Annotated in this window: 32 protein-coding genes and 1 tRNA gene; 24 read left to right on the top strand and 9 right to left on the bottom strand. The window is 61.3% G+C overall.

Annotated elements, in window-relative coordinates:
* Positions 1–93 precede the first annotated feature (93 nt).
* Positions 94–519 carry an HD domain-containing protein gene (locus QN085_RS09745; RefSeq protein ID WP_003260953.1) on the top strand — a complete coding sequence of 142 codons (426 nt, stop codon included), beginning with the start codon at positions 94–96 and terminating at the stop codon, positions 517–519.
* A gap of 12 nt (positions 520–531) precedes the next feature.
* Here QN085_RS09745 and QN085_RS09750 read toward each other — a convergent pair whose 3' ends face one another.
* Both QN085_RS09750 and QN085_RS09755 read right to left on the bottom strand, forming a co-directional pair.
* Entirely contained in the window at positions 532–774 is a 243-nt protein-coding gene (locus QN085_RS09750; RefSeq protein ID WP_003260955.1) for a DUF1654 domain-containing protein, read from the bottom strand.
* A gap of 127 nt (positions 775–901) precedes the next feature.
* The gene (locus QN085_RS09755) at positions 902–1,990 is read right to left on the bottom strand and encodes an asparaginase (protein WP_023662762.1); all 1,089 of its coding nucleotides are present in this window, start codon (positions 1,988–1,990) and stop codon (positions 902–904) included.
* A gap of 407 nt (positions 1,991–2,397) precedes the next feature.
* Here QN085_RS09755 and QN085_RS09760 point away from each other — a divergent pair, with 407 nt between their 5' ends.
* The 7 genes from QN085_RS09760 (at position 2,398) to QN085_RS09790 (ending at position 9,417) form a co-directional block, all read left to right on the top strand.
* The gene (locus QN085_RS09760) at positions 2,398–3,354 is read left to right on the top strand and encodes a sugar ABC transporter substrate-binding protein (protein ID WP_023662761.1); all 957 of its coding nucleotides are present in this window, start codon (positions 2,398–2,400) and stop codon (positions 3,352–3,354) included.
* Between the two features lie 21 nt (positions 3,355–3,375).
* Complete coding sequence (locus QN085_RS09765) at positions 3,376–4,929, top strand: sugar ABC transporter ATP-binding protein (RefSeq protein WP_013971997.1); 1,554 nt, start codon at positions 3,376–3,378, stop codon at positions 4,927–4,929.
* Positions 4,926–5,921: an ABC transporter permease gene (locus tag QN085_RS09770; RefSeq protein ID WP_013971998.1), complete on the top strand. Its 996-nt coding sequence runs from the start codon at positions 4,926–4,928 to the stop codon at positions 5,919–5,921. The genes QN085_RS09765 and QN085_RS09770 overlap by 4 nt, the downstream gene beginning before the upstream one ends.
* A gap of 4 nt (positions 5,922–5,925) precedes the next feature.
* Complete coding sequence (locus QN085_RS09775; RefSeq protein WP_015269787.1) at positions 5,926–6,948, top strand: LacI family DNA-binding transcriptional regulator; 1,023 nt, start codon at positions 5,926–5,928, stop codon at positions 6,946–6,948.
* 15 nt (positions 6,949–6,963) lie between these two features.
* Entirely contained in the window at positions 6,964–7,872 is a 909-nt protein-coding gene (gene rbsK, locus QN085_RS09780) for a ribokinase (protein WP_280044748.1), read from the top strand.
* The gene (rbsD, locus tag QN085_RS09785) at positions 7,869–8,267 is read left to right on the top strand and encodes a D-ribose pyranase (protein ID WP_024086739.1); all 399 of its coding nucleotides are present in this window, start codon (positions 7,869–7,871) and stop codon (positions 8,265–8,267) included. The genes rbsK and rbsD overlap by 4 nt, the downstream gene beginning before the upstream one ends.
* 148 nt (positions 8,268–8,415) lie before the next feature.
* Positions 8,416–9,417 carry a nucleoside hydrolase gene (locus tag QN085_RS09790; RefSeq protein WP_285690625.1) on the top strand — a complete coding sequence of 334 codons (1,002 nt, stop codon included), beginning with the start codon at positions 8,416–8,418 and terminating at the stop codon, positions 9,415–9,417.
* Here the strand turns inward: QN085_RS09790 and QN085_RS09795 are convergent.
* The gene (locus QN085_RS09795; protein WP_003260960.1) at positions 9,389–9,601 is read right to left on the bottom strand and encodes a hypothetical protein; all 213 of its coding nucleotides are present in this window, start codon (positions 9,599–9,601) and stop codon (positions 9,389–9,391) included. The two genes, QN085_RS09790 and QN085_RS09795, sit on opposite strands and share 29 nt — an antisense overlap.
* 276 nt (positions 9,602–9,877) lie before the next feature.
* On the opposite strand from QN085_RS09795, the gene QN085_RS09800 reads away from it, so the two are divergent.
* Complete coding sequence (locus tag QN085_RS09800; RefSeq protein ID WP_003260961.1) at positions 9,878–10,198, top strand: I78 family peptidase inhibitor; 321 nt, start codon at positions 9,878–9,880, stop codon at positions 10,196–10,198.
* Positions 10,199–10,421: 223 nt separating this feature from the next.
* Here the strand turns inward: QN085_RS09800 and QN085_RS09805 are convergent, their stop codons facing one another.
* Together QN085_RS09805 and QN085_RS09810 are read right to left on the bottom strand one after the other, a co-directional pair.
* Complete coding sequence (locus QN085_RS09805) at positions 10,422–10,634, bottom strand: cold-shock protein (RefSeq protein ID WP_003250656.1); 213 nt, start codon at positions 10,632–10,634, stop codon at positions 10,422–10,424.
* A 162-nt stretch (positions 10,635–10,796) separates the two neighbouring features.
* Positions 10,797–11,102, bottom strand: a complete 306-nt coding sequence (locus tag QN085_RS09810) for a hypothetical protein (RefSeq protein WP_015269791.1) — start codon at positions 11,100–11,102, stop codon at positions 10,797–10,799.
* A gap of 338 nt (positions 11,103–11,440) precedes the next feature.
* On the opposite strand from QN085_RS09810, the gene thrS reads away from it, so the two are divergent.
* The 9 genes from thrS to QN085_RS09855 all read left to right on the top strand — a co-directional run bounded on the left by thrS (position 11,441) and on the right by QN085_RS09855 (position 18,914).
* A complete protein-coding gene (gene thrS, locus QN085_RS09815) occupies positions 11,441–13,363 on the top strand; it encodes a threonine--tRNA ligase (RefSeq protein WP_013972004.1) in 1,923 nt (640 codons plus the stop codon).
* The gene (gene infC / locus QN085_RS09820; RefSeq protein ID WP_013972005.1) at positions 13,363–13,914 is read left to right on the top strand and encodes a translation initiation factor IF-3; all 552 of its coding nucleotides are present in this window, start codon (positions 13,363–13,365) and stop codon (positions 13,912–13,914) included. Before thrS ends, infC begins: the two co-directional genes overlap by 1 nt.
* A gap of 61 nt (positions 13,915–13,975) precedes the next feature.
* A complete protein-coding gene (gene rpmI / locus QN085_RS09825; protein ID WP_003250667.1) occupies positions 13,976–14,170 on the top strand; it encodes a 50S ribosomal protein L35 in 195 nt (64 codons plus the stop codon).
* 27 nt (positions 14,171–14,197) lie between these two features.
* The gene (rplT, locus tag QN085_RS09830; RefSeq protein ID WP_003250671.1) at positions 14,198–14,554 is read left to right on the top strand and encodes a 50S ribosomal protein L20; all 357 of its coding nucleotides are present in this window, start codon (positions 14,198–14,200) and stop codon (positions 14,552–14,554) included.
* Positions 14,555–14,663: 109 nt separating this feature from the next.
* Entirely contained in the window at positions 14,664–15,680 is a 1,017-nt protein-coding gene (gene pheS, locus QN085_RS09835; protein WP_013972006.1) for a phenylalanine--tRNA ligase subunit alpha, read from the top strand.
* 31 nt (positions 15,681–15,711) lie between these two features.
* The gene (gene pheT, locus QN085_RS09840) at positions 15,712–18,093 is read left to right on the top strand and encodes a phenylalanine--tRNA ligase subunit beta (protein ID WP_061302661.1); all 2,382 of its coding nucleotides are present in this window, start codon (positions 15,712–15,714) and stop codon (positions 18,091–18,093) included.
* Between the two features lie 4 nt (positions 18,094–18,097).
* Entirely contained in the window at positions 18,098–18,400 is a 303-nt protein-coding gene (gene ihfA, locus QN085_RS09845) for an integration host factor subunit alpha (protein ID WP_003250679.1), read from the top strand.
* A complete protein-coding gene (locus tag QN085_RS09850; RefSeq protein WP_003250681.1) occupies positions 18,381–18,737 on the top strand; it encodes a MerR family transcriptional regulator in 357 nt (118 codons plus the stop codon). Before ihfA ends, QN085_RS09850 begins: the two co-directional genes overlap by 20 nt.
* A gap of 100 nt (positions 18,738–18,837) precedes the next feature.
* A tRNA-Pro gene (locus tag QN085_RS09855) sits at positions 18,838–18,914 on the top strand.
* Positions 18,915–18,996: 82 nt separating this feature from the next.
* On the opposite strand, the gene QN085_RS09860 is transcribed toward QN085_RS09855, so the two are convergent.
* The 3 genes from QN085_RS09860 to QN085_RS09875 all read right to left on the bottom strand — a co-directional run bounded on the left by QN085_RS09860 (position 18,997) and on the right by QN085_RS09875 (position 21,331).
* Positions 18,997–20,178 (bottom strand): tyrosine-type recombinase/integrase, encoded by a 1,182-nt coding sequence (locus tag QN085_RS09860; RefSeq protein ID WP_285690634.1) that lies wholly within the window; start codon positions 20,176–20,178, stop codon positions 18,997–18,999.
* Positions 20,179–20,482: 304 nt separating this feature from the next.
* The gene (locus QN085_RS09870) at positions 20,483–20,659 is read right to left on the bottom strand and encodes a hypothetical protein (protein ID WP_170976275.1); all 177 of its coding nucleotides are present in this window, start codon (positions 20,657–20,659) and stop codon (positions 20,483–20,485) included.
* A gap of 168 nt (positions 20,660–20,827) precedes the next feature.
* Positions 20,828–21,331 (bottom strand): transposase, encoded by a 504-nt coding sequence (locus QN085_RS09875; RefSeq protein ID WP_285690639.1) that lies wholly within the window; start codon positions 21,329–21,331, stop codon positions 20,828–20,830.
* A gap of 261 nt (positions 21,332–21,592) precedes the next feature.
* On the opposite strand from QN085_RS09875, the gene QN085_RS09880 reads away from it, so the two are divergent.
* The 6 genes from QN085_RS09880 (at position 21,593) to QN085_RS09905 (ending at position 23,756) form a co-directional block, all read left to right on the top strand.
* On the top strand, positions 21,593–21,988 hold the full coding sequence (locus QN085_RS09880; protein ID WP_285690641.1) for a DUF2591 domain-containing protein: 396 nt from the start codon (positions 21,593–21,595) through the stop codon (positions 21,986–21,988).
* Complete coding sequence (locus QN085_RS09885; protein ID WP_196183910.1) at positions 21,985–22,158, top strand: hypothetical protein; 174 nt, start codon at positions 21,985–21,987, stop codon at positions 22,156–22,158. The genes QN085_RS09880 and QN085_RS09885 overlap by 4 nt, the downstream gene beginning before the upstream one ends.
* A gap of 62 nt (positions 22,159–22,220) precedes the next feature.
* Positions 22,221–22,691, top strand: a complete 471-nt coding sequence (locus QN085_RS09890; protein ID WP_285690643.1) for a lysozyme family protein — start codon at positions 22,221–22,223, stop codon at positions 22,689–22,691.
* The gene (locus tag QN085_RS09895) at positions 22,688–23,068 is read left to right on the top strand and encodes a ubiquitination-like system serine protease family protein (RefSeq protein ID WP_285690645.1); all 381 of its coding nucleotides are present in this window, start codon (positions 22,688–22,690) and stop codon (positions 23,066–23,068) included. The genes QN085_RS09890 and QN085_RS09895 overlap by 4 nt, the downstream gene beginning before the upstream one ends.
* A complete protein-coding gene (locus QN085_RS09900; protein WP_285690648.1) occupies positions 23,053–23,415 on the top strand; it encodes a hypothetical protein in 363 nt (120 codons plus the stop codon). The genes QN085_RS09895 and QN085_RS09900 overlap by 16 nt, the downstream gene beginning before the upstream one ends.
* A complete protein-coding gene (locus tag QN085_RS09905; protein WP_285690650.1) occupies positions 23,412–23,756 on the top strand; it encodes a hypothetical protein in 345 nt (114 codons plus the stop codon). The genes QN085_RS09900 and QN085_RS09905 overlap by 4 nt, the downstream gene beginning before the upstream one ends.
* Here QN085_RS09905 and QN085_RS09910 read toward each other — a convergent pair.
* Positions 23,739–25,259 carry a hypothetical protein gene (locus QN085_RS09910; protein WP_285690652.1) on the bottom strand — a complete coding sequence of 507 codons (1,521 nt, stop codon included), beginning with the start codon at positions 25,257–25,259 and terminating at the stop codon, positions 23,739–23,741. The genes QN085_RS09905 and QN085_RS09910 overlap by 18 nt on opposite strands.
* Positions 25,260–25,284 lie beyond the last annotated feature (25 nt).

Consider the following 25,284-nt stretch of genomic DNA (forward strand, 5'->3'; position numbering starts at 1 on the left):
CAAGGTCGGCACGGCATAGTCACACGCGCGCTAGACATTGTCCGCACAGTTTTGGCTATGCTTGTCAGGAAGAAGCCGAACGGGGAGGGCCTCATGTCTACACTGGAGCGGGCCATTGCCGTGGCCGCCAGGGCGCATGAAGGGCAATACGACAAGGGTGGGGCCGCTTATATCCTCCACCCGCTACGCGTGATGATGCGGGTTTCCACAACCGAACAACGGATTGTCGCTGTGCTGCACGATGTGATCGAAGACACCCCGCTGACCCTGTCCGACCTGGCGCGCGAGGGTTTCGCGCTGAAAATCCTTGCCGCCTTGCTGGCGCTCAGCCGCCGTGAGGGCGAGGCCTACCAGGACTTCGTGGTGCGCCTGGGCGGTGACCCGCTGGCGCGCACCGTCAAGCTGGCCGATCTGGCCGACAACAGCGACCTTTCGCGCATCCCGTGCCCAGGCCCCACCGACCTGGCGCGGCTGGCGCGTTACCGCGAAGCCAGCGCCTACCTGCAGGCCTTGGCTTGAGGCTGAATGCAGTCAGTCTTCCTTCGGTACCGTCCAGAAAATCTGCACGCCGCCATCGTCGCGGTGGGCGAGGGTGACGTTATCGTTTTCGGCGATTTCCTCTAGCAGGGTTTCCCAATCTTCCGGGGTTTCCTGCTCCAGACGGAAGATCAACGCCGCACGGCTGCGCTGGGCAGTGGGGCTGTTGATGATTTTCTGAATGCGCATACCCAGTTGTTCATAGCTGCTTGGGGTGGCGGAGGCGGTGCTGGACACAAGTGTTTCCTTGTTTTTGCTGTATGCGCATACAGTATTTCACTGTAAGTAATTTCGCAACAGTCAGACAGCAAACGCCCCGCCAGGGCAGCGGGGCTGTTTGCATTTCAGGGGGGGCGGCTGGCGATCAGTACTCCCAGAAGATGCGCTGCAGCTCCTTGCTGTCCTGGGTCCTGGTCATCGCCACCATCGCCAGAATCCGCGCTTTCTGCGGGTTCAGGTCATGGGCCACGACCCAGTCGTTCTTGTCATCCGGCTGCTCGGCGTTGCGCAGCACGAAGCCACCCTGGTTGACGTGCGACGAGCGAATGATCTGCACGCCGTTCTTGCGCAGCTCCTGCAGCGCCGGCACCACGCGCGACGACACCGAACCGTTGCCGGTACCGGCATGGATCAGTGCCTTGGCGCCATTCTGCGCCAGTGCCTTGTAGGCGGTGTCAGTGACGTTGCCATAGCCATAGGCGATATCCACCTGCGGCAGGCTGCTGATCTGCTTGATGTCGAACTCGGAGTTGACCGTGTGGCGCTTGGCCGGCAGGCGGAACCAGTACGACTTGCCTTCCACCACCATGCCCATCGGGCCCCAGGCGCTCTTGAAGGCTTCGGTCTTGATGTTCACTGCCTTGCTGACATCGCGCCCGGACTGGATCTCGTCATTCATGGTCACCAGCACGCCCTTGCCGCGCGACTGCTTGTCGCTGGCCACGGCCACGGCGTTGTAAAGGTTGAGCATGCCGTCGGCGGACATGGCGGTACCCGGGCGCATCGAACCGACGACCACGATCGGCTTGTCGGTCTTTTCCACCAGGTTGAGGAAGTAGGCGGTCTCTTCCAGGGTGTCGGTGCCGTGGGTAATGACGATGCCGTCGACGTCCTTGCTTTCGGCGAGTTCGGCAACGCGTTTGCCCAACTTGAGCAGGTCGTCGTTGGAAATGCTCTCAGAGGCGATCTGCATGACCTGCTCGCCGCGTACGTTGGCCAGGTCGGCCAGCTCCGGTACGCCGGCGATCAGCTTGTCGACGCCCACCTTGGCGGCCTGGTAGGTGGCGCTGTTGGCAGCGCTGGCGCCAGCGCCGGCAATGGTGCCGCCGGTGGCGAGAATGACCACGTTGGCCAGCTTCTGCTGGGTTTCAGCCTCTTTGGCCGAAACGGTGGCTGGAACGGCCAGCAGTACGGCGAGTGCGCTGGGGGCGAAGATTTTCAGTGCGGCATTCATCGTTATTGTTCTCTCTCTTCCTAATGAGATGGTTGTTTTGTCGCACAGGGTGCAAGGCAGGTTTCGTACCAGTTGCGCGCACGGCCCTTGTGGGAGCGGCCTTGTGTCGCGAAAGGGGCGCGCAGGGGCCCCGGATTCCGGCGCAACAACACACATTGCCGGGGCCGCCTTGCGGCCCTTTCGCGTCACAAGGCCGCCCCCCACATGAAGGTGCGTTCCATTCGAGATTCCGAACAAACGCAGGAAAAGACGTTCGGCTTTTCGGAAAAAATCCGGATAAACTGCGCCAAGCTCGACTTGACCTCCGACAGCCAAACGGATTTGACAAACCCCGGTCCTGTTTCCATAGTTAGGCAACGCAAACGTTTGCGATCCGACAAAAAACACAAGATTCGGAGTCATCGTCCATGAAACTGCCGTTCCCCGGTCGTCTGCTGGCCCTCGCGGTCATTTCCTCGCTGTCCCTGGCCCTGCCATTTTCTCCCGCCCATGCCGAAGACAAGCCCAAGGTCGCCCTGGTCATGAAGTCGCTGGCCAACGAGTTCTTCCGCACCATGGAAGACGGCGCCAAGGACTACCAGAAAGCCCACGCCGATGAATTCGAACTGATCGCCAACGGCATCAAGAACGAGACCGACACCGGCGAGCAGATCCGCATCGTCGAGCAAATGGTCAACGCGGGCGCCAAGGCCCTGGTCATTGCCCCGGCGGACTCCAAGGCGCTGGTATCGGCGGTGAAGAAGGCCATGGACCAGGGCGTTGTGGTGATCAACATCGACAACCGCCTGGACCCTGAACTGCTCAAGAGCAAAGGCATCAGCGTACCCTTCGTGGGCCCCGACAACCGCAAGGGCGCGCGCCTGGTGGGTGACTACCTGGCCAAAGAGAAGCTCAAGGCCGGCGACCAGGTCGGCATCATCGAAGGCGTGCCGACCACCACCAACGCCCAGCAGCGTACCGCTGGCTTCAAGGACGCCATGGACGCCGCGCAGATCAAGATCGTATCGGTGCAGAGCGGCAACTGGGAAATCGACAAAGGCAACGCCGTCGCCGCCTCCATGCTCAACGAATACCCTGACCTGAAAGCCCTGCTGGCCGGCAACGACAGCATGGCCCTGGGCGCGGTCTCGGCCGTGCGTGCCGCCGGCAAGACCGGCCAGGTGCAAGTGGTGGGCTACGACAACATCAACGCCATCAAGCCGATGCTCGCCGATGGCCGTGTGCTTGCCACCCTCGACCAGGCGGCCAGCCAGCAGGCGGTGTACGGCATCCAGGCGGCGCTGAAAATGGTCAAGGGCGAGAAACCCGACGTGGATGCCGACAACGTCATCCAGACCCCGGTCCAACTCATCACCAAGCCCTGATCGCTGGCAGGAGAAACGGCCATGCCTGCATCGGCCAACGAAGTAGTGCTCGCCGCCAGCGGCCTAGGCAAGACCTACGCCCAGCCCGTGCTCGGCGAGGTCAGCCTGAACCTGCGTGCCGGCGAAGTGCTGGCCCTGACCGGCGAGAACGGCGCCGGCAAAAGCACCCTGTCCAAGCTCATCAGTGGCCTGGAAACCCCCACCACCGGGCACATGCGCTACCGCGGCCAGGCCTACGCGCCTGGCAGCCGCAGCGAGGCTGAGCGCCTTGGCGTGCGCATGGTCATGCAGGAACTCAACCTGCTGCCCACGCTGACCGTCGCGGAAAACCTGTTCCTCGACAACCTGCCCGGCCGCTTCGGTTGGATCAGCCAGAAGCGCCTGCGCCAACTGGCCACGGCCGCCATGGCCCAGGTCGGCCTCGACGCCATCGACCCGGACACCCCGGTCGGCGAGCTGGGCATCGGCCATCAGCAGATGGTCGAGATCGCCCGCAACCTGATTGGCGACTGCCATGTGCTGATCTTCGACGAGCCCACCGCCATGCTCACCGCGCGCGAAGTGGAGCTGCTGTTCACCCAGATCGAGCGCCTGCGCCAACGTGGCGTGGCCATCGTCTACATCTCCCATCGCCTGGAAGAACTGCAGCGCGTGGCCCAGCGCATCGTCGTGCTGCGCGACGGCAAGCTGATGTGCGACGAACCGATCCAGCGCTACAGCAGCGCCGAACTGGTCAACCTGATGGTCGGCCGCGAGCTGGGCGAGCATATCGACCTGGGCCGCCGGCAGATCGGCACGGCGCTGCTCAAGGTCGACAGGCTCAGCCGTGCCGACAAGGTGCGTGAAGTGTCGTTCGAGGTCAGGGCAGGGGAGATCTTCGGCATTTCCGGCCTGATCGGTGCCGGCCGTACCGAACTGCTGCGCCTGATCTACGGCGCCGACCGTGCCGACAGCGGCAGCATCGCCCTCGGCCAGCCGCCCAAGGCTGTCACCATCGACTCGCCCAAGGCTGCGGTGCAGGCCGGTATCGCGCTGATCACCGAAGACCGCAAAGGCGAGGGCCTGCTGCTGACGCAGTCGATCAGCGCGAATATCGCCCTGGGCAACCTCGGTGCGGTATCACGGGCCGGGGTGCTCGATGGCGAAGCCGAAGCGGCATTGGCCGAACGCCAGATCCAGGCCATGCGCATTCGCAGTGCCGGCCCGCAGCAGGTGGTAGGCGAGCTGTCTGGCGGCAATCAGCAGAAGGTGGTGATCGGCCGCTGGCTGGAACGCGATTGCCAGGTGCTGCTGTTCGACGAGCCCACCCGTGGCATCGACGTCGGCGCCAAGTTCGACATCTATGGCCTGCTGGCCGAGCTGGCGCGCCAGGGCAAGGCCCTGGTGGTGGTGTCCAGCGACCTGCGCGAGCTGATGCTGATATGCGACCGCATCGCCGTGCTGTCGGCCGGTCGCCTGATCGACACCTTCGAGCGGGACCATTGGAGCCAGGACCAGTTGCTGGCCGCGGCCTTTGCCGGTTATCAGAAACGTGACGCACTGCTGCATGAAGCAGCTCCCAGGATGGATGCATGAAAACCACCCCGTTCGACAGCCAAGGCGCCGCACCGGTGCGCCGCAGTGGCACCTATCTTGGCCTGGGTACCTACCTGGGCCTGGCCGGCGCCTTGCTGGCGATGATCGTGCTGTTCTCGTTCCTTAGCAGCCACTTCTGGTCGTACAACACCTTCAGTACCCTGGCCAACCAGATCCCCGACCTGATGGTACTGGCGGTGGGCATGACCTTCGTGCTGATCATCGGCGGCATCGACCTGTCGGTGGGCTCGGTACTGGCGCTGGCGGCGTCCACGGTCAGTGTGGCGATCCTCGGCTGGGGCTGGGGCGTGCTGCCTTCAGCCCTGCTGGGCATGGCCGTGGCCGCGATGGCCGGCAGCATCACCGGCGGCGTCACCGTGGCCTGGCGCATTCCGTCGTTCATCGTTTCGCTCGGGGTGCTGGAAATGGCCCGCGGCCTGGCCTACCAGTTCACCGACTCGCGCACCGCCTATATCGGCGATGCCTATGCCTGGTTCTCCAACCCCATCGCATTCGGCATCTCGCCGGCGTTCATCATCGCCTTGCTGGTGATCGTGCTGGCCCAGTTGGTGCTGACCCGCACGGTGTTCGGCCGCTACCTGATCGGCATCGGCACCAACGAAGAGGCCGTGCGCCTGGCCGGCATCGACCCGCGCCCGTACAAGGTGCTGGTGTTCGCCCTGATGGGCCTGCTCGCCGGCCTGGCCGCGCTGTTCCAGATCTCGCGCCTGGAAGCCGCCGACCCCAATGCCGGCTCCGGCCTGGAGCTGCAGGTGATCGCCGCCGTGGTGATTGGCGGCACCAGCCTGATGGGCGGGCGCGGCTCGGTCATCAGCACCTTCTTTGGCGTGCTGATCATTTCGGTGCTGGCCGCAGGGCTGGCGCAGATCGGTGCCAGCGAACCGACCAAGCGCATCATCACCGGGGCGGTGATCGTCATCGCCGTGGTGCTCGACACTTACCGTAGCCGGCGTGCAGGCCGGCGGAACTGAAAACATGGCAACCATCAAAGACGTCGCGGCACTGGCGGGCATTTCCTACACCACCGTGTCCCATGTGCTGAACAAGACCCGACCGGTCAGCGAGCAGGTGCGGTTGAAAGTCGAAGCCGCCATCGCCGAACTCGACTACGTACCCAGCGCCGTGGCCCGCTCGCTGAAGGCGCGCAGCACGGCCACCATCGGCCTGCTGGTACCTAACAGCGTCAACCCGTACTTCGCCGAGCTGGCGCGGGGCATCGAAGACGCCTGCGAACGCAACGGCTACTGCGTGATCCTGTGCAACTCCGACGACAACCCGCAAAAGCAGCGCAGCTACCTGCGCGTGCTGCTGGAAAAGCGCATCGACGGCCTGGTAGTGGCTTCGGTCGGGCAGGACAGCGACCTGCTGCAAAGCCTGGCTGGTGTGCGCACGCCCATGGTGATCGTCGACCGCGAACTGGACGGTGTCGATGCCGACCTGGTGCGCATCGACCACGAGCAGGGCGCCTTCCTGGCCACCCAGCACCTGCTGGAGCTTGGTCACCATGACATCGCCTACATCGGCGGCCCCGCCGAGACCGGTGTGACCCAGCTGCGCCTGAGCGGCTTCCGCCGCGCCATGGCCGAAGCCGGTGTGCCGGTGCGCAACGACCGCGTGCTGCACTGCGACTTCACCAGCCCCGGCGGCCATGCAGCCGCAGGCCGGCTGCTGGAGGGCAAGCGGCCTACGGCGATTTTTGCCGGCAACGACATGATCGGCTTCGGTGTGCTGCGTGCCGCGGCCGAACGCAATATCAACGTGCCCGGCGAGCTGTCGGTGATCGGCTTCGACGACATCGAGCTCAGCCGTTACGTGTACCCGCCGTTGACCACGGTGGGCCAGTCGATTCGCGAGCTGGGCGAGAGCGCCGCGTCGCTGTTGCTGGCGCGTATCGGCACCCCCCGGCAGGGCGCGGCAGAGCAGCGCATCGTCGCCCCGCGTATCGTGCTGCGCGAGTCCACCGGGCCGCGCCCGGACCTGTTCAACGATTACCGCTGATGCTAAGGAAATGTCATGAATGCCAAGGTTGTGGTAGTCGGTAGCCTCAACATGGACCTGGTGGCCCGCGCGCAGCGCCTGCCCCGGGCCGGCGAAACACTCCCCGGCGAAAGCTTTTTCACCGTGCCGGGCGGCAAGGGGGCCAACCAGGCAGTGGCCGTGGCGCGCCTGGGCGGCAGCGTTGCGATGATCGGCAACGTTGGCGACGATGACTATGGTCGACAACTGCACCGGGCCCTGTATGTGGAAGGCATCGACTGCCAGGGCGTCACCACCTGCCAGGGCGTGTCGAGCGGGGTGGCGCTGATCACCGTGGATGCCGCCAGCCAGAACTGCATCGTCATCATCCCCGGTGGCAACGGCCTGCTGACGCCGCAGTCGGTGCAGCGGTTCGATGCGCTGCTGCAGGCGGCCGAGGTGATCATCTGCCAGCTGGAAGTACCAGCCGACACCGTGGCCTGGACCTTGGCCAGGGGGCATGAACTGGGCAAGCGGGTGATCCTGAACCCAGCGCCGGCGACCGGCCCCTTGCCGGCGGACTGGTTCGCCCACATCGACTACCTGACGCCCAACGAAAGCGAGGCCGAAGCCCTGACCGGCGTGGCGGTGGCTGATCTGGACAGTGCCCGGCGCGCCGGCGAGCGCTTGCTGCAACTGGGGGCGGGCAAAGTGATCATCACCCTGGGCGCGCAAGGGGCTTTGCTGCTCACCCCTCAGGGCCACCAGCACTTCCCCGCGCCGGTGGTGCAACCGCTGGACACCACGGCAGCCGGCGACACCTTCATCGGCGGCTTTGCCGCTGGCCTGGTGTGCGGCCTGGAGGAGGGCGAAGCCATCGCCTTCGGCCAGCGCGCCGCGGCCCTGTCGGTTACCCGCGCTGGCGCCCAGCCGTCGATTCCCTACCTGGCGGAGCTTGCGCCATGAAGAAAACACCACTGCTGAACGTCGCCCTGTCGCGGACCATCGCCGGCATGGGGCATGGCGACATCCTGGTGATCGGCGATGCCGGGCTGCCGGTGCCGCCGGGTGTCGAACTGATCGACCTGGCCGTCACGCCCGGCCTGCCGGACTTCGCCAGCGTGTTACGGGTTGTGCTGAGCGAGTTGCAGGTAGAGCGCCACGTGCTGGCCGAAGAGATGCAGAAAGTGGTGCCGCCGGCGCTGGTCGAGATCGAGCGGCTGAAGGGCAAGCTGGGCAAGCGCGAATGGCTGAGCCATGAAGATTTCAAGGCATTGACACGCAGTGCCCGTGCGGTAGTGCGTACTGGCGAGTGCCAGCCCTACAGCAACATCGCGCTGATTTCCGGCGTGACTTTCTAGCTCGTCGTCCCCTGTGGGAGCGGGTTCACCCGCGAACACCGGCGAAGCCGGTGCCAGCCACCGCGTTGCCTTCTTCGCGGGTAAACCCGCTCCCACAGGGATTTGCGGTGTATCAGGAATACCAATCCAGGCAACAGGAGTGCCACCCATGCTCAAACCCCTGCTACAAGGAATCGCCCTCATGGCCGCAGCCACCACCCTCCAGGCCGCCCCCATCGACCTGATCATCGACACCGACCCCGGCGCCGACGATGTGGTCGCGCTGTTCCTGGCCATGGCCTCGCCCGACGAGCTCAACATCCGCGCCATCACCACCGTGGCCGGCAACGTGCGCCTGGAAAAGACCTCGCGCAACGCCCGCCTGGCCCGCGAATGGGCCGGCCGCGAAGACATCCCCGTGTACGCCGGCGCCGCTCGCCCGCTGGTGCGCAAGCCGATCTACGCCGCCGAGGTGCACGGCGAAGAAGGCCTCACCGGCATCCAGGTCCACGAACCGAAAGCGCCGCTGGCCCAAGGCAATGCCGTGCAATACCTGGTTGACACCTTGGGCGCCGCCAAGCCCCACAGCATCACCATCGCCATGCTCGGCCCACAAACCAACCTGGCCCTGGCGCTGATCCAGCGCCCGGACATCGCCAAAGGCATCAAGCAAGTGGTGGTCATGGGCGGTGCCCATTTCAACGGCGGCAATATCACCCCGGCTGCGGAGTTCAACCTCTATGCCGACCCGCATGCCGCCGAAGTGGTGCTGGCCAGCGGCGTGCCGCTGACCTACCTGCCGCTGGACGTCACCCACAAGCTGCTGACCAGCGACGCCCGCCTCAAGCAACTGGCAGCGGTGAACAACCAGGCCAGCAAACGGGTGGTGGATATCCTCAACGCCTACATCACCCACGACATGGACCTGTACGGCATGCCCGGCGGCCCGGTGCACGACGCCAGCGTCATCGCCTACCTGCTCAAGCCCGAACTGTTCAGCGGCCGGCGTATCCACATGACCATCGACAGCCGCGAAGGCCCCAGCTTCGGCCAGACCCTTGCCGACTGGTACGGCGTGCTCAAGCAGCCAGCCAACGTGATGTGGGTGGACGAGGGCGATGCCCAGGGCCTGTTCGACCTGCTCAGCGCCCGTTTGGCGCGATTGGAATAGCCGTGTGCGGCGCGTAGCGCTCGAACACCTGGTCGAAGAAGCTGCGTGCCGCCTCGGCGCCGCGATCGCGCACCAGCAGGTCGATGGCAATCAGCAGCAACTCCTCCGGCGTGCCAGGGCTGTACGCGCTCTGGCCTTCGGCCCATTTGACCTTGATATCGGCTTCGATGCTGTGGCTGCTCATGAAAGGCTCTCGCTTGGGGCCCGGGACGAAGGGGCGAACACCTGACCCTGGTGTTCGATGGAGGCGGGGTGCGCTCCACTTCTTGCACTAAATCATGACTTTGCGTCAGTGACCTAGCGGCTTAAGCATATGGCAAACGCAGCGGGTTGTGCAAAATCCGGTCACGATTGCGTTTTCGCCTCGGCTGGCGAGTTCAGGCAGACTTGACCGGTTTTGCAACAAAAGATCAGCGGAACTGTCGGATCAGACAGTTCCCGGACCGATTTAGGAGGCTTCATGTTCCGTACCCGTGCTTACCTGGCAACCCTGGCGGTGGCTGCTGTCCTGGCTGGTTGCAGCACTGGTGGCAATTCTGCTGGTGGCGCTGCGCCAGCCACGCCGGCAGGCAACGATGGCCGCTGCGAAGCCAGCGGCGCCGATTTCGCCATTGGCAAGCCGGCCAGCGCCGAGCTGCTGGAGCAGGCGCGCAAGGCCAGTGGCTCGCAGATGGCCCGCATTCTCAAGCCGCACGACGTGGTTACCCTGGAGTACCGCTCCGAGCGCTTGAACCTGAATGTGGACGAGCAGGGCAAGGTGGTTCGCGTCAACTGCGGTTGATACGCGGTCCTTGTGGGAGCGGCCTTGTGTCGCGAAAGGGCCGCAAAGCGGCCCCGGCATTATAGGCTGCAGAGCTGAAACCCTGGGGCCGCTACGCGCCCCTTTCGCGACACAAGGCCGCTCCCACAAAAAAAGCCGCGCCCGCATGGGCCAACCCCTTCAACCCATGCAGCACCCATAAAAAAACCCGCCACAAGGGCGGGTTTTTTTACAGCTATCCGAATTACTCCGGACGAACCTGTGCAGCCTGCATGCCCTTCTGGCCGCGCTCGGCGACGAAGGAAACAGTCTGGCCTTCTTTCAGGCTCTTGAAGCCGTCAGATTCGATGGCCTTGAAGTGAACGAACAGGTCGTCGCCGCCGCCTGCTGGGGTGATGAAGCCGTAGCCTTTCTCATCATTGAACCATTTGACGGTGCCTTGTTGGCGATTGGACATGGGTGAATCTCCAGAACATTTAGTTTTTTCAGTGGTGCAATGCGGCCGAGGCTACGGAGCACGGAACACATCATAGTCTAATTCTGCGCATCTAGCGCCTTTTACCTTCGCAGGATGTTGATCCAGCTCAAAGAATGGCTGGTCTGCTCTGGCTTTAACGTTTCAGCTCTTCGGTGCACAGGCCTGTTTCACGACCATCTGGGCCTTCTGCATCAGCTTGGCGTCCACGCCATCGTTGCTGTCGAGGTCGGCAATTTCCGCGTCGGTGAAATTCTTTTTGATGGTTTGCGCGCCACAGTCGCAGTGTTTTTTCGCGGCCGCAGCGTCAACGCCTTGGCCTTGAGCCACTTGCGTGCACTGGGTCATGTAGGCAGCTTCCTTCCCGGCCGGGAAGTTGCCGGCGTTCGCAGCCATGGGCAGCAGCAGGGCCCCAGCGGCCGCCAGGGCCAGAAGAGACGGAACTCGCATAACCAGTTACTCCTTGGGTTAAGGTCTCATCAAGAGTAGGTTGCTTCCCAAAGTCTGATAGGAATTTTTCCGCGTTAGTTCACCGCTGCGGCGTAATTTCCAAATATTTCTGCCTGGCGTGCAACCCGCGTGCTAGCATGCCCGGCTTGCAGCTGACAACTTGCAGCTTGCAGCTATCTTTTTTCTTTCCAGTCACTCTGGTTCGTCCCTGGCAAGCCGAAAGGCTTCTGCCACTGTGAGGCAGGCTTCCCGTTGCGGGAAGGCAGGTCGGATCTTGTACTGGCTCATCCCAACCCACGTGACCTTTGGTAGGGGTCACCACTAGGAGAGGAGGCGCCATGCCCGTTATTACTCTTCCCGATGGCAGTCAACGTTCGTTCGATCATGCCGTATCCGTAGCCGAAGTCGCCGCTTCCATCGGCGCCGGCCTGGCCAAGGCCACCGTGGCCGGCAAGGTCGACGGCAAACTGGTCGATGCCTGCGACCTGATCAGCAACGACGCCACCCTGCAGATCATCACCCCTAAAGATGAAGAGGGACTGGAGATCATCCGTCACTCGTGCGCCCACCTGGTCGGCCACGCGGTGAAGCAGCTGTACCCGACCGCCAAGATGGTGATCGGCCCGGTCATCGATGAAGGCTTCTACTACGACATCGCCTACGAGCGCCCCTTCACCCCTGAAGACATGGCCGCCATCGAAAAGCGCATGATGGAGCTGATCGACAAGGACTACGACGTCATCAAGAAGGTGACCCCGCGCGCCGAAGTCATCGACGTGTTCAAGGCCCGTGGCGAAGACTACAAGCTGCGCCTGGTCGAAGACATGCCGGACGAGCAGGCCATGGGCCTGTACTACCACGAAGAATACGTCGACATGTGCCGCGGCCCGCACGTGCCGAATACCCGCTTCCTCAAGGCATTCAAGCTGACCAAGCTGTCCGGCGCCTACTGGCGCGGCGATGCCAAGAACGAACAGCTGCAACGCGTGTACGGCACCGCCTGGGCCGACAAGAAGCAGCTGGCTGCGTACATCCAGCGCATCGAAGAAGCCGAAAAGCGCGACCACCGCAAGATCGGCAAGCAGCTCGACCTGTTCCACCTGCAGGAAGAAGCCCCGGGCATGGTGTTCTGGCACGCCAACGGCTGGACCGTGTACCAGGTACTCGAGCAGTACATGCGCCAGGTCCAGCGCGTCAACGGCTACCAGGAAATCAAGACCCCGCAGGTTGTCGACCGCATTCTGTGGGAACGTTCCGGCCACTGGTCCAACTACGCCGAGAACATGTTCACCACTTCGTCGGAAAGCCGTGACTACGCAGTCAAGCCGATGAACTGCCCGTGCCACGTGCAGGTGTTCAACCAGGGCCTGAAGAGCTACCGCGACCTGCCGCTGCGCCTGGCCGAGTTCGGTGCCTGCCACCGTAACGAGCCGTCCGGCGCCCTGCACGGCATCATGCGCGTGCGTGGCTTCGTGCAGGACGACGCGCACATCTTCTGCACCGAAGAACAGGTAAAGAAAGAAGCCGCCGACTTCATCAAGCTGACCCTGGACGTGTACAAGGACTTCGGCTTCACCGACATCGCCATGAAGCTGTCGACCCGCCCGGCCAAGCGCGTGGGTTCCGAAGAGCTGTGGGACCGTGCCGAAGGCGCACTGGCCGACGCCTTGAACGAATCGGGCCTGGAGTGGGAATACCAGCCGGGCGAGGGCGCCTTCTACGGCCCGAAGATCGAGTTCACCCTGCGCGACTGCCTCGGCCGTAACTGGCAGTGCGGTACCCTGCAGTACGACCCGAACCTGCCAGAACGCCTGGATGCCAGCTATATCGCCGAAGATAACAGCCGTGTTCGCCCGGTCATGCTGCACCGCGCCATCCTCGGTTCGTTCGAGCGCTTCATCGGCATGCTGATCGAGCACTACGCCGGCGTGTTCCCGGCCTGGCTGGCCCCAACCCAGGCCGTGATCATGAACATCACCGACAAGCAGGCCGATTTCGCCCTCGAGGTGGAAAATACCCTGAACGGTAGCGGTTTCCGTGCCAAGTCGGACTTGAGAAATGAGAAGATCGGCTTTAAAATCCGCGAGCATACTTTGCTCAAGGTCCCGTACCTTTTGGTTATAGGGGATCGCGAAGTCGAAACGCAGACCGTCGCCGTACGCACCCGTGAAGGCAAAGACCTCGGCTCCATGCCGGTGGCTGAATTCACGCAGCTGCTCAACAGCGCTGTTGCCCAGCGCGGTCGCCTAGAATCGGAGTAATGACTATTAAGCGTGAAATGAGAAACGATAAACGAACTGCACCGAAAGCCCCGATCAACGAGAATATCTCGGCACGCGAGGTTCGGTTAATTGGCGCTGACGGCGAGCAGATTGGCATCGTCTCGATTGATGAAGCGCTTCGTATCGCTGATGAAGCGAAGCTGGATCTGGTGGAAATCTCCGCCGACGCGCAACCGCCCGTCTGCAAGGTGATGGACTACGGCAAGCACCTCTTCGAGAAGAAGAAACAGGCCAACGAAGCCAAGAAAAACCAGAAGCAGATCCAGATCAAAGAAATCAAGTTTCGTCCAGGGACGGAAGAAGGGGATTACCAGGTAAAACTACGCAACCTGGTACGTTTCCTTACCGATGGGGACAAGGCCAAGATCTCTCTGAGATTCCGTGGCCGTGAGATGGCCCACCAGGAGCTGGGCATGGAGCTGTTGAAGCGGGTCGAAGCCGACCTCGCCGAATACGGCTCCGTTGAGCAGCATCCGAAGATGGAAGGACGCCAGCTTATGATGGTCATCGCCCCCAAAAAGAAGAAGTAATCTCCCGGGCACGGCAGGCCTGATGATTATTGTGTAATTTTATCGAATGCGGAGTTCCAACATGCCAAAAATGAAAACCAAGAGCGGTGCTGCGAAGCGCTTCCTGAAGACCGCTTCCGGCTTCAAGCACAAGCACGCTTTCAAGAGCCACATCCTGACCAAAATGTCGACCAAGCGTAAGCGTCAACTGCGCGGTGCCAGCCTGCTGCACCCGTCTGACGTGGCAAAAGTCGAGCGCATGCTGCGCGTACGTTAATTCTGGTTTAGATAGAGGAAGTTACTCATGGCTCGTGTTAAGCGTGGCGTCATCGCTCGTAAGCGTCACAAGAAAATTCTGAAACTGGCTAAAGGCTACTACGGTGCACGCTCGCGCGTATTCCGCGTTGCCAAGCAGGCTGTCATCAAGGCAGGTCAATATGCCTACCGTGACCGTCGTCAGAAGAAGCGTCAGTTCCGCGCACTGTGGATCGCTCGTATCAACGCCGGTGCCCGCACCAACGGTCTGTCCTACAGCCGTCTGATTGCTGGCCTGAAAAAGGCTTCGATCGAAATCGACCGTAAGGTTCTGGCCGATCTGGCAGTGAACGAAAAAGCGGCGTTTGCTGCGATTGTCGAGAAAGCTAAAGCCGTTCTGGCTTAAGTACCCGCGACAATCACCCGGCGGCGCTAGCGCCGTCGGGCATTGAACGTCATCGATAGGGGAAGAGCCTTCAAAGCTCTTCCCCTATTTTCGTATCTGGAGTCTGTACATGGAAAACCTGGATGCGTTGGTCTCCCAAGCCCTAGAGGCCGTGGAGCGCGCTGAAGACATCAATACCCTGGAACAGATCCGGGTGAATTATCTCGGCAAGAAAGGCGAGCTGACCCAGGTGATGAAGACCCTGGGCAACCTGCCAGCCGAAGAGCGGCCGAAAGTCGGCGCGCTGATCAACGACGCCAAAGAGCGCGTTACTGTTGTGCTCAATGCCCGCAAGGCCGCCTTCGAAGAAGCCGAGCTCAGCGCTCGCCTGGCTGCCGAATGCATTGACGTCACCCTGCCAGGCCGCGGCCAGGCCACCGGTGGCCTGCACCCGATCACCCGTACACTCGAGCGCATCGAGCAGTTCTTCACCCACATCGGCTACGGCATCGCCGAAGGCCCAGAGGTGGAAGACGACTACCACAACTTCGAAGCGCTCAACATCCCCGGCCACCACCCGGCCCGGGCGATGCACGACACCTTCTACTTCAATGCCAACATGCTGCTGCGCACCCACACCTCGCCGGTGCAGGTGCGGACCATGGAGTCCACCCAGCCGCCAATCCGCATTGTCTGCCCGGGCCGCGTATACCGCTGCGACTCGGATATCACCCACTCGCCGATGTTCCACCAGGTCGAAGGCCTGCTGATCGATCGCGATATCAACTTCGCCGACCTCAAGGGCACCATCGAAGAATTCCTGCGCGTGTTCTTCGAAAAAGAACTGGCGGTACGTTTCCGCCCATCGTTCTTCCCCTTCACCGAGCCGTCCGCCGAAGTCGACATCCAGTGCGTGATGTGTTCCGGCAAAGGCTGCCGCGTGTGCAAGCAGACCGGCTGGCTGGAAGTGATGGGCTGCGGCATGGTGCACCCGAACGTGCTGCGCATGTCCGGCATCGACCCTGAAGAGTTCCAGGGCTTCGCCTTCGGCATGGGCGCCGAGCGCCTGGCCATGCTGCGCTACGGCGTCAACGATTTGCGTCTGTTCTTCGATAACGACCTGCGGTTCCTTGCCCAATTCCGCTAGGCCCAATCGACGCACATTCTAGGAGAACAGCATGAAATTCAGTGAACAGTGGCTGCGCGGTTGGGTAAACCCGCAAGTCTCCCGTGACGAACTGGTCGCCCGCCTGTCCATGGCCGGCCTCGAAGTCGACAGCGTTACCCCCGCTGCCGGCCAGTTCAGCGGCATCGTCGTGGGCGAAATCCTCGCCACCGAACAACACCCGGACGCCGACAAGCTGCGCGTGTGCCAGGTAAGCAACGGCCAGGAAACCTTCCAGGTCGTGTGCGGCGCCCCTAACGCCCGCCCAGGCATCAAGATCCCGTTCGCCATGATCGGCGCCGAACTGCCAGGCGACTTCAAGATCAAGAAGGCCAAGCTGCGCGGCGTCGAGTCCTTCGGCATGCTGTGCTCGGCTGCCGAGCTGCAGATCAGCGAAGAGAACGACGGCCTGCTGGAACTGGCTGCAGACGCCCCGGTTGGCGAAGACATTCGCCAGTACCTGAGCCTGGACGACGCCAGCATCGAAATCGGCCTCACCCCCAACCGCGGCGACTGCCTGTCCATCGCAGGTCTTGCCCGTGACGTCAGCGCCCTGTACGACACCCCGGTCACCCGCCCGGTAGTGCCAGCCGTACCGGCTGCCCACGACGAAGTGCGCCCGGTCGAAGTCAGCGCCCCGGCTGCCTGCCCACGCTACCTGGGCCGCGTCATCCGCAACGTCGACCTGAGCAAGCCGACCCCGCTGTGGATGGTCGAACGCCTGCGCCGCAGCGACGTGCGCAGCATCGACGCCGCCGTCGACATCACCAACTACGTGATGCTCGAACTCGGCCAGCCGATGCACGCCTTCGACCTGGCAGAAATCAACGGCGGCATCCGCGTACGCATGGCCGAAGAGGGCGAGAAGCTCGTCCTGCTCGACGGCCAGGAAGTTGCCCTGCGCGCCGACACCCTGGTAATCGCCGACCACACCCGCGCCCTGGCCATCGCCGGCGTCATGGGTGGCGAGCACAGCGGTGTGAACACCGAAAAAACCCGCGACCTGTTCCTGGAAAGCGCCTTCTTCGAGCCGATCTCCGTCGCCGGTAAAGCCCGCTCCTACGGCCTGCACACCGACGCCTCGCACCGCTACGAGCGCGGCGTGGACTCGCAGCTGGCCCGCGAAGCCATGGAGCGCGCCACCCAGCTGCTGCTGGACATCGTCGGCGGCGAAGCCGGCCCGGTTGTCGAAGCCGTCAGCGAACAGCACCTGCCGCAAGTGGCCCCGGTTACCCTGCGCGCCGAACGCATCACCCAGATGCTCGGCATGGAAATGGACCCAGCCCAGGTCGAGCAACTGCTCAACGCCCTGGAGCTGACCACCACCAAAAATGGGGAAGGGCAGTGGACCGTCAATGTCCCAAGCCACCGCTTCGACATCAGCCTGGAAGTGGACCTGATCGAAGAGCTGGCCCGCCTGTACGGCTACAACAACCTGCCGGTTCGCTACCCGCAAGCCCGCCTGGCCCCCCAGGGCAAGCCGGAAACCCGCGGTGACCTGCCGACCCTGCGCCGCCTGCTGGTTGCCCGCGGCTACCAGGAAGCCATCACCTACAGCTTCATCGACCCGAAACTGTTCGAACTGTTCAGCCCGGGCGTAGAGCCGCTGCTGCTGGCCAACCCCATCTCCAGCGACATGGCCGCCATGCGCGCGTCCCTGTGGCCGGGCCTGGTCAAGGCACTGCAGCACAACCTGAACCGCCAGCAAGACCGCGTGCGCCTGTTCGAAAGCGGCCTGCGCTTCGTCGGCCAGCTTGGCGACCTGAAGCAGCAGCCGATGATCGCCGGCGTTGTCACCGGCAGCCGCCTGCCAGAAGGCTGGGCCAACGGCCGTGACGGCGTCGACTTCTTCGACGTGAAGGCCGACGTGGAAGCCCTGCTGGGCTACTCCGGCGCCCTGAGCGACTTCACCTTCAGTGCCGGCAAGCACCCAGCCCTGCACCCAGGCCAGACCGCCGCCATCGAGCGTGACGGCAAGCTGGTCGGTTACCTCGGCGCCATCCACCCAGAGCTGGCAAAAGCCCTGGACCTGGACCGCCCGGTGTTCCTGTTCGAGCTGGTGCTGGGCGACGTTGTCGAAGGCCGCCTGCCGAAATTCAGCGAGCTGTCCAAGTTCCCGGAAACCCGCCGCGACCTGGCTTTGATCGCAGGACGTGATGTAGCTTCTAGCTCGGTGCTTGAAGTAATTCGTGACAATGCAGGCGAATGGCTCACAGACCTCAGGCTGTTTGATGTCTACCAAGGTAAAGGCATTGATCCTGATAGAAAAAGCCTTGCCGTCGGCTTGACCTGGCAGCATCCATCGCGCACTCTTAACGACGATGAGGTGAACGCCGCACTGCAAAACATCCTCACCTCGCTCGAACAAAGGTTGAACACCACGTTAAGGAAATAACGGCATGGGTGCTCTGACGAAAGCTGAGATGGCCGAAAGGCTGTACGAGGAGCTGGGGCTTAACAAGCGTGAGGCCAAGGAGCTGGTCGAGCTGTTTTTTGAAGAAATTCGGCACGCACTTGAAGAGAACGAGCAGGTCAAGCTGTCCGGTTTCGGCAACTTCGACCTTCGCGACAAACGCCAGCGGCCGGGCCGCAACCCCAAGACAGGGGAAGAAATCCCGATCACTGCACGGCGCGTCGTCACCTTTCGTCCAGGGCAGAAGTTGAAGGCCCGGGTTGAGGCCTATGCTGGAACCAAGCCATAACGACGAACTGCCCCCCATACCGGGCAAAAGGTACTTCACCATTGGTGAGGTGAGTGAGCTTTGTGCGGTAAAACCGCACGTGCTGCGGTATTGGGAGCAGGAGTTCGATCAGCTCAATCCCGTGAAGCGGCGGGGGAACCGGCGGTATTATCAGCGGCAGGATGTGCTGATGATTCGCCAGATTCGTGCGCTGCTTTATGACCAGGGGTTCACCATTGGCGGGGCTCGGTTGAGGCTCTCCAGTGATGAGGCCAAGGATGAGTCTAGCCAGTACAAGCAGCTGATTCGGCAGATGATTGTCGAGTTGGAGGATGTGTTGGTGGTGTTGAAGAAGTGACCTGGGTTTTTGATGAGTGAAATTTTTTGAGAAAAAGCTTTCATTTATCAGGAGGTTAGGGTAGATTCTTCATCGTTCTCAGAGGTTATGAGAATGTAGTCGGGGCGTAGCGCAGCCCGGTAGCGCACTTGCATGGGGTGCAAGGGGTCGAGTGTTCGAATCACTCCGTCCCGACCAATATATTCAACAACTTAGCCACCTTCGGGTGGCTTCGTTGTTTCTGGGGATAGTGACTTTTCGAGTGACTTCGCCTTTTTCCTCATCCGATCCTCCTCTTCAAAATTGTCAGCACCGGTCCGCGCGAGTCGGTCGCTGATACCTTGTTTGCTGCTTCTATCAGTTGACCAAGCTCCGCGCCGGAGTAGTGACTGGTCACGCTTCCGTTCTTATGGCCCAATAGCGACTTGCGGTCCTCTTCACTAACGCCTGCTGCTTTCAGCCTCCTGCCGAAAGTGTGCTTGAGGTCATGAATGCGTATGGATGCGAACCCGGGGTGTGCCGGCCGCAAGTGTTGCTCCTGCCAGAGCTTCGCCGCGCGCACCCGTGCTTTCTTCCAGGCTGAGTCGTTCATGCGATGCATAGCCGTGCCGTTGTAGGGGAATACCCATTCCCGACTGATGCCTCGCTGACTATCGATTATCGACTTCGCCACGCTGTTCAGCACTACCAGGCGCTCGTCCCGGTTCTTGACCCCCGAGTTTTCATGTCGGCCGCCAAACTCGGCCGGTATCAGAAACACGCTAGTGCCAAGCTCCGGTACAAAGATTTCCCAATCCCATCTCAGCTTGCAGACCTCTTGCTCGCGGCAACCGGTGTTCACCTTGAACAGAGCCATGCGCTGCAGGTGGTCCGGTAACTCCCCGAAGAGGATCGACTGTTCTTCCCAGGTCATGGGGTAGGGCTTTCGGCTCGCCTTCTTCTCTTCCAGCTTGGTCAGCAGCGGTACGCTATCGAGCCAAGGCCTGCGCTCTTCGTCACGCCACTTCCTGCAAGCCAGCGACAACACGCGAATCGCACGCTCGATCGCGATGTTGATCGTCCGATTGCTCACTCCCTTCTTTATCGTCCCGTCCGGCAGAACGCTGTCGGCCTTTCGGTCCCGGATGAATGGCGCCAATGCCTCATCATCAATATGCGTCAGAGGCAGGTGGCCGATGTAGTCATCCAGCTGATTTAGGTAGGTGGCAGTGACGTTGAATGACGGCTGGTCCTTGTGCTCAATCAGGTACCGCGCTGCCGCGGCACTGAAGGTCTTGATCTCTCGCACGCCATACACTTTGCGCAGCCGCATCTTCTCCAGAATGTGGATCAGGTACTGCTCAGCCTCTACCCGGTCAGTAGTGCCAGTGCTCTCTTGAATTCGTTCCCCCCTGTAGACTTTGTCGATTTTCCAGATGCCGTTTGGCATTTTCTGGAGCCCTGTGATTGCCTTTTTGGCCATGGAGTCTCCTTGGATTCCCCGGCCGTACTTCCGCTGCGGGGTCGATTGTTGTCCTGATTGCTGGCCTTTTCAACGGCCATGGCCTCGATGTAGGCGTCAGCCCAGGCATCCAACTCGAGGCGGTCGAAGCCGACGCCCTGCTTCCCGATAGGGAATTCACGGACATGCGGCCTGACGGTGTTCTTGAATTCGTCCTTGCACATGCCGAGGTAGCCCGGCGCGTCTTTCGCGCGCAGGAACCTAGGCTGCAAGGCTGTCGGTGCAGCTGCAGTGGCGTTTGCCATGTGTGTCTCCTGCGGCCAGATCAGGCCGTGAAGTGGTATCCGACCTTCGCCGCGCGGGCGGCTTCCTCGGTGCGGAACATGAGCTGGGTTTTGCTGATCCGGCCATAGGCCTCGTATTCCGCATCGACCCACCAGGCGCCGAACTTGCGGTACGGCTCTCCGAGGATCTTCGTGACGTAGCAGTCGATCAGGTTCATGGATGGTCTCCACGCCGCCGGTGGCGGCAGGTTGGTGGTCAGTCGCGGTGCAGCCTGATAATTTCGCGGGCATGCTCGAGGGATGCCAGGTGTTCTTCCTCGGCACCGATTTGGCCATTGGCATCAGGCGTGGTCACGGCAACCAGGTGCTCAAGAGCGGCCACAAGCTCATCGCGCTGTTTGCCCTCGGCCCGGCCGATATCCCAGAACTCTTTGCCCCAATGGCCTTCCGGCGGCGGGTTGCTGTTCTGCTTGCCGAAGGCCAAGCGGCATGCCCAAGTACGCACCGAGGTACTGGTCTTCGGTGTAGACCGGGCGCTTCTTGAACTCCAGGCGAGCAGAGAACCGCCAGCGCTTGATCTGCGCCAGTTCGCCACCGGTGTAGATGCCTTTGAAGTGCACCAGGTGCACCTGCATCCCCAGCGGGGTCTGAAGCGGCATCTCGAACCACTCGACGCCAAGGTTCAAAGCCCATGTATACCAACCCTCGAAAAGGGCGGCTTCCTCTTGGCTGAAGTTGAATGTGAACTGAGCGGAGGCCGGAGGATTGCTGGTTACCCGTCGGTACCGCGACCGCCCGGTGACCATCGGCGTAGCCCGCATCGGATCAACCGTGCTCAGGCCATACCCCTCCTGAAGAGGAAGTGGCAATTCTGCCGGGTATTGAATCATTGCCGTTCCTCAGCTGAGGTTTGCGTTTAGGTGAGAGGGCTGGGCGCTGGATTGATGAGAGGTATCAGCTGTGAGCAGCACGAATTGGAACGTCGCACCTCGCGATGCTCAGGCATGGGCACCCAGCACTCCCAAGTTCATGGCCGGCTGGTACAAGACAGACGCAGAAGGCCGCTGGTATTTCTCGCTATCGCGCAGTTCTGGTTGGTGGGGTATCGAGCGGCCATCGACATATCGCCAGCGCCAAATGGAGCGGCGACCATGACCGACCTGATCGAACTGCGGGTATCCAACCTGGTCGGCGAGGCCTTGGGCTGGGCAGTAGGCAAGGCCGAAGGGCTGGACGTGTACTTGGAGCCGCCCGGATACAACGGCGTGCCCTGGCGGGTGTTCGCACGGTTCCAGGGCGAGGCCATCGCGCACACCAAGCGCTACAACCCTTGGGAAGACTGGACGCTGGGCGGGCCGATGATTGAGAAGCACATGGTCAGCCTGCATTGCCCGCAGAGCACCGACGATGTCTGGGCTGGCTGGGTCATCACCGACAAGGGCGAGTTTTGCCAAGCCGGTGACAGCGCCCCGATCGCCGCGTGCCGCGCCATCGTCTCCGCCAAGCTCGGCGATACCGTCCAGGTGCCGAAGGAGCTGCTGCCATGAAAGCGCGCATGACCTACTGGAACGGCTCCTGGTGGTGCCGCCGCATGGGCTGCACCGGCCAGGGCGCCACCATGAAGGAAGCCTGGGACGACATGTGGAACCTCTACTTCGAGGCTGTCCGCCCAGCTCGCACGCAGACGCTCCACTCGCCGCGCGTCCGCTGCGGCTGATTCCAGCCTAACCCCTCCCCCAACTACTCAAGCCCGCCGACATGCGCGGGCGAGGATTCCCTATGTCCGCAACTCAGCAATTTCATCAAACCGCCAATGACTGCCTGGAGCGCATCGCGGCGGACCTCTGGCCAGGCGCCAAGCTGGCCCTGGTCATCTACACCCCGGATAAGCCAGAGCTCGACATCGTGCTCAAAGACAGCGGCCTGAAAGTCGACGAGGTCGTCAACACTCTGCGCCGACGCGGTGGCCTGGGTCTGGATGGCGAGAACATCTACAAGCGGCTGCTCTGTGACGCCATTCTCGGCGCCATGGGGGGGGGATTCACGCCGGAAAACCAGGACCGCATCGCGCTGCAGCAAATCCGAGAGCGGCGCGCGCTGGAGGACATCAAGGCGGGCCGCATCGCGCTGGCCATCTCCAAGTGCTCGAACATCTGGGCATCGCTGCCAGGGAACAATTATGGGCAGAACCCGCATCGCCTGGACAAGCTGCTCGGGCGCTGGGTTGAGCTTGGCGGGGTGCTGGCATGACCATCAAAACGATAGGCCGCTGCCTGGGCCAGGCCCATGACGGGTCGCTGTGGTTCTTCTGCAGGGGCTGTGACCAACCGCACAGCCTGAAGGTCGACTCGGGACCGGGCCCGCGCTGGGGCTACAACGGCAACGCCGATTCCCCGACATTCACGCCATCGGTCCTGGTTCGATGGGATCAGTGGGAGCCGCCAGCTACCACGCTGGAGGACCACGACAAGATCATGCGCGGCGAGATCGTGCAGACCAAGGTCGCCAAGGTCTGTCATTCCTTCGTCACTGACGGCCGCATCCAGTACCTGGGCGACTGCACACATGGGCTGGCTGGCCAGACGGTCGATCTTCCGGACTGGGAGGCGTCATGGAGCAGCTGGTGATACGGGCGATTGGCCCCGGTCTTCTGGTGCTGGCCGGTATTGCGGTTGGCGCCTGGGCTACCACCGGTCACTTCCGGCCGCTACTGGACGCCGAGCAGAACCAGGTCGCCAGTTGCAAGGCTGCCCGCGACAACCTCAGCGGGCTGGCGGCGGAGCAGGGCAAGGCCTTGGGCGACCTGACCCTGGCGGCAAAGGCTCGCCAGGCCTGGGCTGAGCAGGCGGTTGGCAAGGCGAAGGCCAGCGCGGAGGTCGACTACGCCGCGGCAAACCGCCTGCAGCAGGAGCGCACCGGCGGCGACCAGTGCGCAGCAGCCACCTCGATTATCGACAAGGAGCTTGGGCTATGACGGTGGTGGTGAACTCGCTGACCTGTGGGAGCGGAATGGGCATTTTCTGGTCTGTACGCCGCGTAATTCGGGATCTTGCCTGTGGGATCGGGGTGGTGGTAACCCTGCTGTACCTTGCCGGTTGCGCGACAAAGGCGGAGACAGAGATCCGCTATGTGCGCGTCGAGGTGCCGGTGCCGGTACCGTGCCGTGCACCCCATGTTGCTACCCCGCCTTGGGCATCTGCTGGCCTGCGCAAAACTGACAGCTTGGACCTAAAGGTGCGGGCGCTGCTGGCTGAGCGACGGCAGCGCATTGGATATGAAAAACTCTTGTCGGCCGCATTAATTTCCTGTCAGTAGTGGCGTCGACTTCCCAGGCTTCTTAGTGGTGGGTACTCTCGGGATTAATGACTTAGTAAACCTGGAAACCCTGGCGATTACACTTGCTCCTACATAATGATTTATAATCCACTTGCTTGGGCAGGCTATTCTAACGCCCATTATCCTTCTATCGTCATTCAGCTTCAAGCTATACGGTGAATGTACCGTATTTACAAATATGTCGATAGTTGTGCTATGACCACAATTTTCGAACGTCAGCATGCCTTTGCGAACCCTGACGCCTATCCACCGGTCGTCAACTAAATATCTAGCCCTAATGCTTTGCTTCGATCTTGAAAGACATGACACTGGTATTGATATTGAGCGGGTTTTTCCAGTCAATAGGGTTGACTTGATAAATATTCTCGACCGGGTTGCTGCGCCCCATCGCCCCCATGACTCCTCAGCATGCCACCCAAAGCCAAAAGAAATGTTCTCAGAGAATGGTGTTGTTTTCTTGTTTTGGATGGTGGATTTTTTATCCAGATCGGAAACCAAGCGAAGAATGGATTTGCTTGCCCCTTCCTGTTGAGACCACTCTGCCCCGTAGCTTTTGGCGAGATCTAGCTTGTCAGTAGCGATCAACGCTCGAAGGAGAATCAGCTTCACACCTTGACTGGCGTTTGGCAGAAAACGCTCGACGTTATCTGCGAGATAGTCCAGTGCACATGAAATGAAGAGGTTTCGAACTAGGCCTGGTGTCACATCTGATGTGAGAGGGCCTTCGTAGTCATCGACCAGTTTTGTCGCGGTGTCTTTGTTGCGTAAGGCCAGATCACGAGCTAGGAATATTTTCCTAGCTGGCCATTTACGTTTGGATTTTCTGACGGATTTGAAAATTCCTGGCAAGTCGCTGGTAGCAGCGTATCGTATGATGTCCCCGATAGCTTCACTATTTGCAATGGCTCGAACGGACTGGTGCCCTGTACCAAACATCTCAATTTTTCTGACGTTCCTGATTGTGTCGCGGATGTGAGTAAAATTGATTTTGTCTAGGTAGTCCTTCGGGTCGTAGAATACATACGATATACAGTTTTCGCCTTGATCACTCTCGATGATCTCGCGGTGGTCCACGGTGTTTTTCAAATATAGAGAGAATCGCTTATCAACTCCTCCCATGCTATTTTGCGCAATAGAGTATTGAGGGCAAAATGATATAGTTGCAGAGGCGCCAAATGTAGATGCATATCTTATCGATGCATAACCGCCTTGAGAATGACCGTAGGTGATAATTTTGGCGAACCGTTCAATTACTTCTGAAAGAGCCTTTCGGGCTGCAGTCACACTACTTTCAGGAAACCAGTTAGGTAGCTTTGAGACAAAGCCAAGGTAGGAGAATCCGTTCTTGCGCAGTGCTCCACCACCCCAAGATCCTCTGCCTGGCTTAGTGCCCATCTCATTGAAAGTAACTACAAGAAGATCAGATTTCCCCTGGGAAAAATATACCTCTAAGTGGCTGTCCTTAAATACAATCTCTTCCATTAGCTGCGCTTCTTTTCCTGTTTGG

This window comes from Pseudomonas sp. M2(2023), from assembly GCF_030263955.1.
GTDB lineage: Bacteria > Pseudomonadota > Gammaproteobacteria > Pseudomonadales > Pseudomonadaceae > Aquipseudomonas > Aquipseudomonas asiatica.

Bases quoted from the DNA above. Each gene is read 5' to 3' on its own strand.
- QN085_RS09895 (WP_285690645.1), top strand. From the start codon at position 22,688: ATGACCATCAAAACGATAGGCCGCTGCCTGGGCCAGGCCCATGACGGG.
- QN085_RS09850 (WP_003250681.1), top strand. From the start codon at position 18,381: ATGCTGGAACCAAGCCATAACGACGAACTGCCCCCCATACCGGGCAAA.
- QN085_RS09810 (WP_015269791.1), bottom strand. From the start codon at position 11,102: ATGCGAGTTCCGTCTCTTCTGGCCCTGGCGGCCGCTGGGGCCCTGCTG.
- rbsD (WP_024086739.1), top strand. From the start codon at position 7,869: ATGAAGAAAACACCACTGCTGAACGTCGCCCTGTCGCGGACCATCGCC.
- QN085_RS09760 (WP_023662761.1), top strand. From the start codon at position 2,398: ATGAAACTGCCGTTCCCCGGTCGTCTGCTGGCCCTCGCGGTCATTTCC.
- QN085_RS09755 (WP_023662762.1), bottom strand. From the start codon at position 1,990: ATGAATGCCGCACTGAAAATCTTCGCCCCCAGCGCACTCGCCGTACTG.
- QN085_RS09795 (WP_003260960.1), bottom strand. From the start codon at position 9,601: ATGAGCAGCCACAGCATCGAAGCCGATATCAAGGTCAAATGGGCCGAA.
- rpmI (WP_003250667.1), top strand. From the start codon at position 13,976: ATGCCAAAAATGAAAACCAAGAGCGGTGCTGCGAAGCGCTTCCTGAAG.
- rbsK (WP_280044748.1), top strand. From the start codon at position 6,964: ATGAATGCCAAGGTTGTGGTAGTCGGTAGCCTCAACATGGACCTGGTG.
- QN085_RS09745 (WP_003260953.1), top strand. From the start codon at position 94: ATGTCTACACTGGAGCGGGCCATTGCCGTGGCCGCCAGGGCGCATGAA.
- QN085_RS09885 (WP_196183910.1), top strand. From the start codon at position 21,985: ATGAAAGCGCGCATGACCTACTGGAACGGCTCCTGGTGGTGCCGCCGC.
- QN085_RS09775 (WP_015269787.1), top strand. From the start codon at position 5,926: ATGGCAACCATCAAAGACGTCGCGGCACTGGCGGGCATTTCCTACACC.
- QN085_RS09880 (WP_285690641.1), top strand. From the start codon at position 21,593: ATGACCGACCTGATCGAACTGCGGGTATCCAACCTGGTCGGCGAGGCC.
- thrS (WP_013972004.1), top strand. From the start codon at position 11,441: ATGCCCGTTATTACTCTTCCCGATGGCAGTCAACGTTCGTTCGATCAT.
- ihfA (WP_003250679.1), top strand. From the start codon at position 18,098: ATGGGTGCTCTGACGAAAGCTGAGATGGCCGAAAGGCTGTACGAGGAG.
- infC (WP_013972005.1), top strand. From the start codon at position 13,363: ATGACTATTAAGCGTGAAATGAGAAACGATAAACGAACTGCACCGAAA.
- QN085_RS09790 (WP_285690625.1), top strand. From the start codon at position 8,416: ATGCTCAAACCCCTGCTACAAGGAATCGCCCTCATGGCCGCAGCCACC.
- pheT (WP_061302661.1), top strand. From the start codon at position 15,712: ATGAAATTCAGTGAACAGTGGCTGCGCGGTTGGGTAAACCCGCAAGTC.
- QN085_RS09765 (WP_013971997.1), top strand. From the start codon at position 3,376: ATGCCTGCATCGGCCAACGAAGTAGTGCTCGCCGCCAGCGGCCTAGGC.
- QN085_RS09910 (WP_285690652.1), bottom strand. From the start codon at position 25,259: ATGGAAGAGATTGTATTTAAGGACAGCCACTTAGAGGTATATTTTTCC.
- QN085_RS09900 (WP_285690648.1), top strand. From the start codon at position 23,053: ATGGAGCAGCTGGTGATACGGGCGATTGGCCCCGGTCTTCTGGTGCTG.
- QN085_RS09860 (WP_285690634.1), bottom strand. From the start codon at position 20,178: ATGGCCAAAAAGGCAATCACAGGGCTCCAGAAAATGCCAAACGGCATC.
- QN085_RS09890 (WP_285690643.1), top strand. From the start codon at position 22,221: ATGTCCGCAACTCAGCAATTTCATCAAACCGCCAATGACTGCCTGGAG.
- QN085_RS09805 (WP_003250656.1), bottom strand. From the start codon at position 10,634: ATGTCCAATCGCCAACAAGGCACCGTCAAATGGTTCAATGATGAGAAA.
- QN085_RS09800 (WP_003260961.1), top strand. From the start codon at position 9,878: ATGTTCCGTACCCGTGCTTACCTGGCAACCCTGGCGGTGGCTGCTGTC.
- QN085_RS09905 (WP_285690650.1), top strand. From the start codon at position 23,412: ATGACGGTGGTGGTGAACTCGCTGACCTGTGGGAGCGGAATGGGCATT.
- rplT (WP_003250671.1), top strand. From the start codon at position 14,198: ATGGCTCGTGTTAAGCGTGGCGTCATCGCTCGTAAGCGTCACAAGAAA.
- QN085_RS09870 (WP_170976275.1), bottom strand. From the start codon at position 20,659: ATGAACCTGATCGACTGCTACGTCACGAAGATCCTCGGAGAGCCGTAC.
- QN085_RS09875 (WP_285690639.1), bottom strand. From the start codon at position 21,331: ATGATTCAATACCCGGCAGAATTGCCACTTCCTCTTCAGGAGGGGTAT.
- QN085_RS09770 (WP_013971998.1), top strand. From the start codon at position 4,926: ATGAAAACCACCCCGTTCGACAGCCAAGGCGCCGCACCGGTGCGCCGC.
- pheS (WP_013972006.1), top strand. From the start codon at position 14,664: ATGGAAAACCTGGATGCGTTGGTCTCCCAAGCCCTAGAGGCCGTGGAG.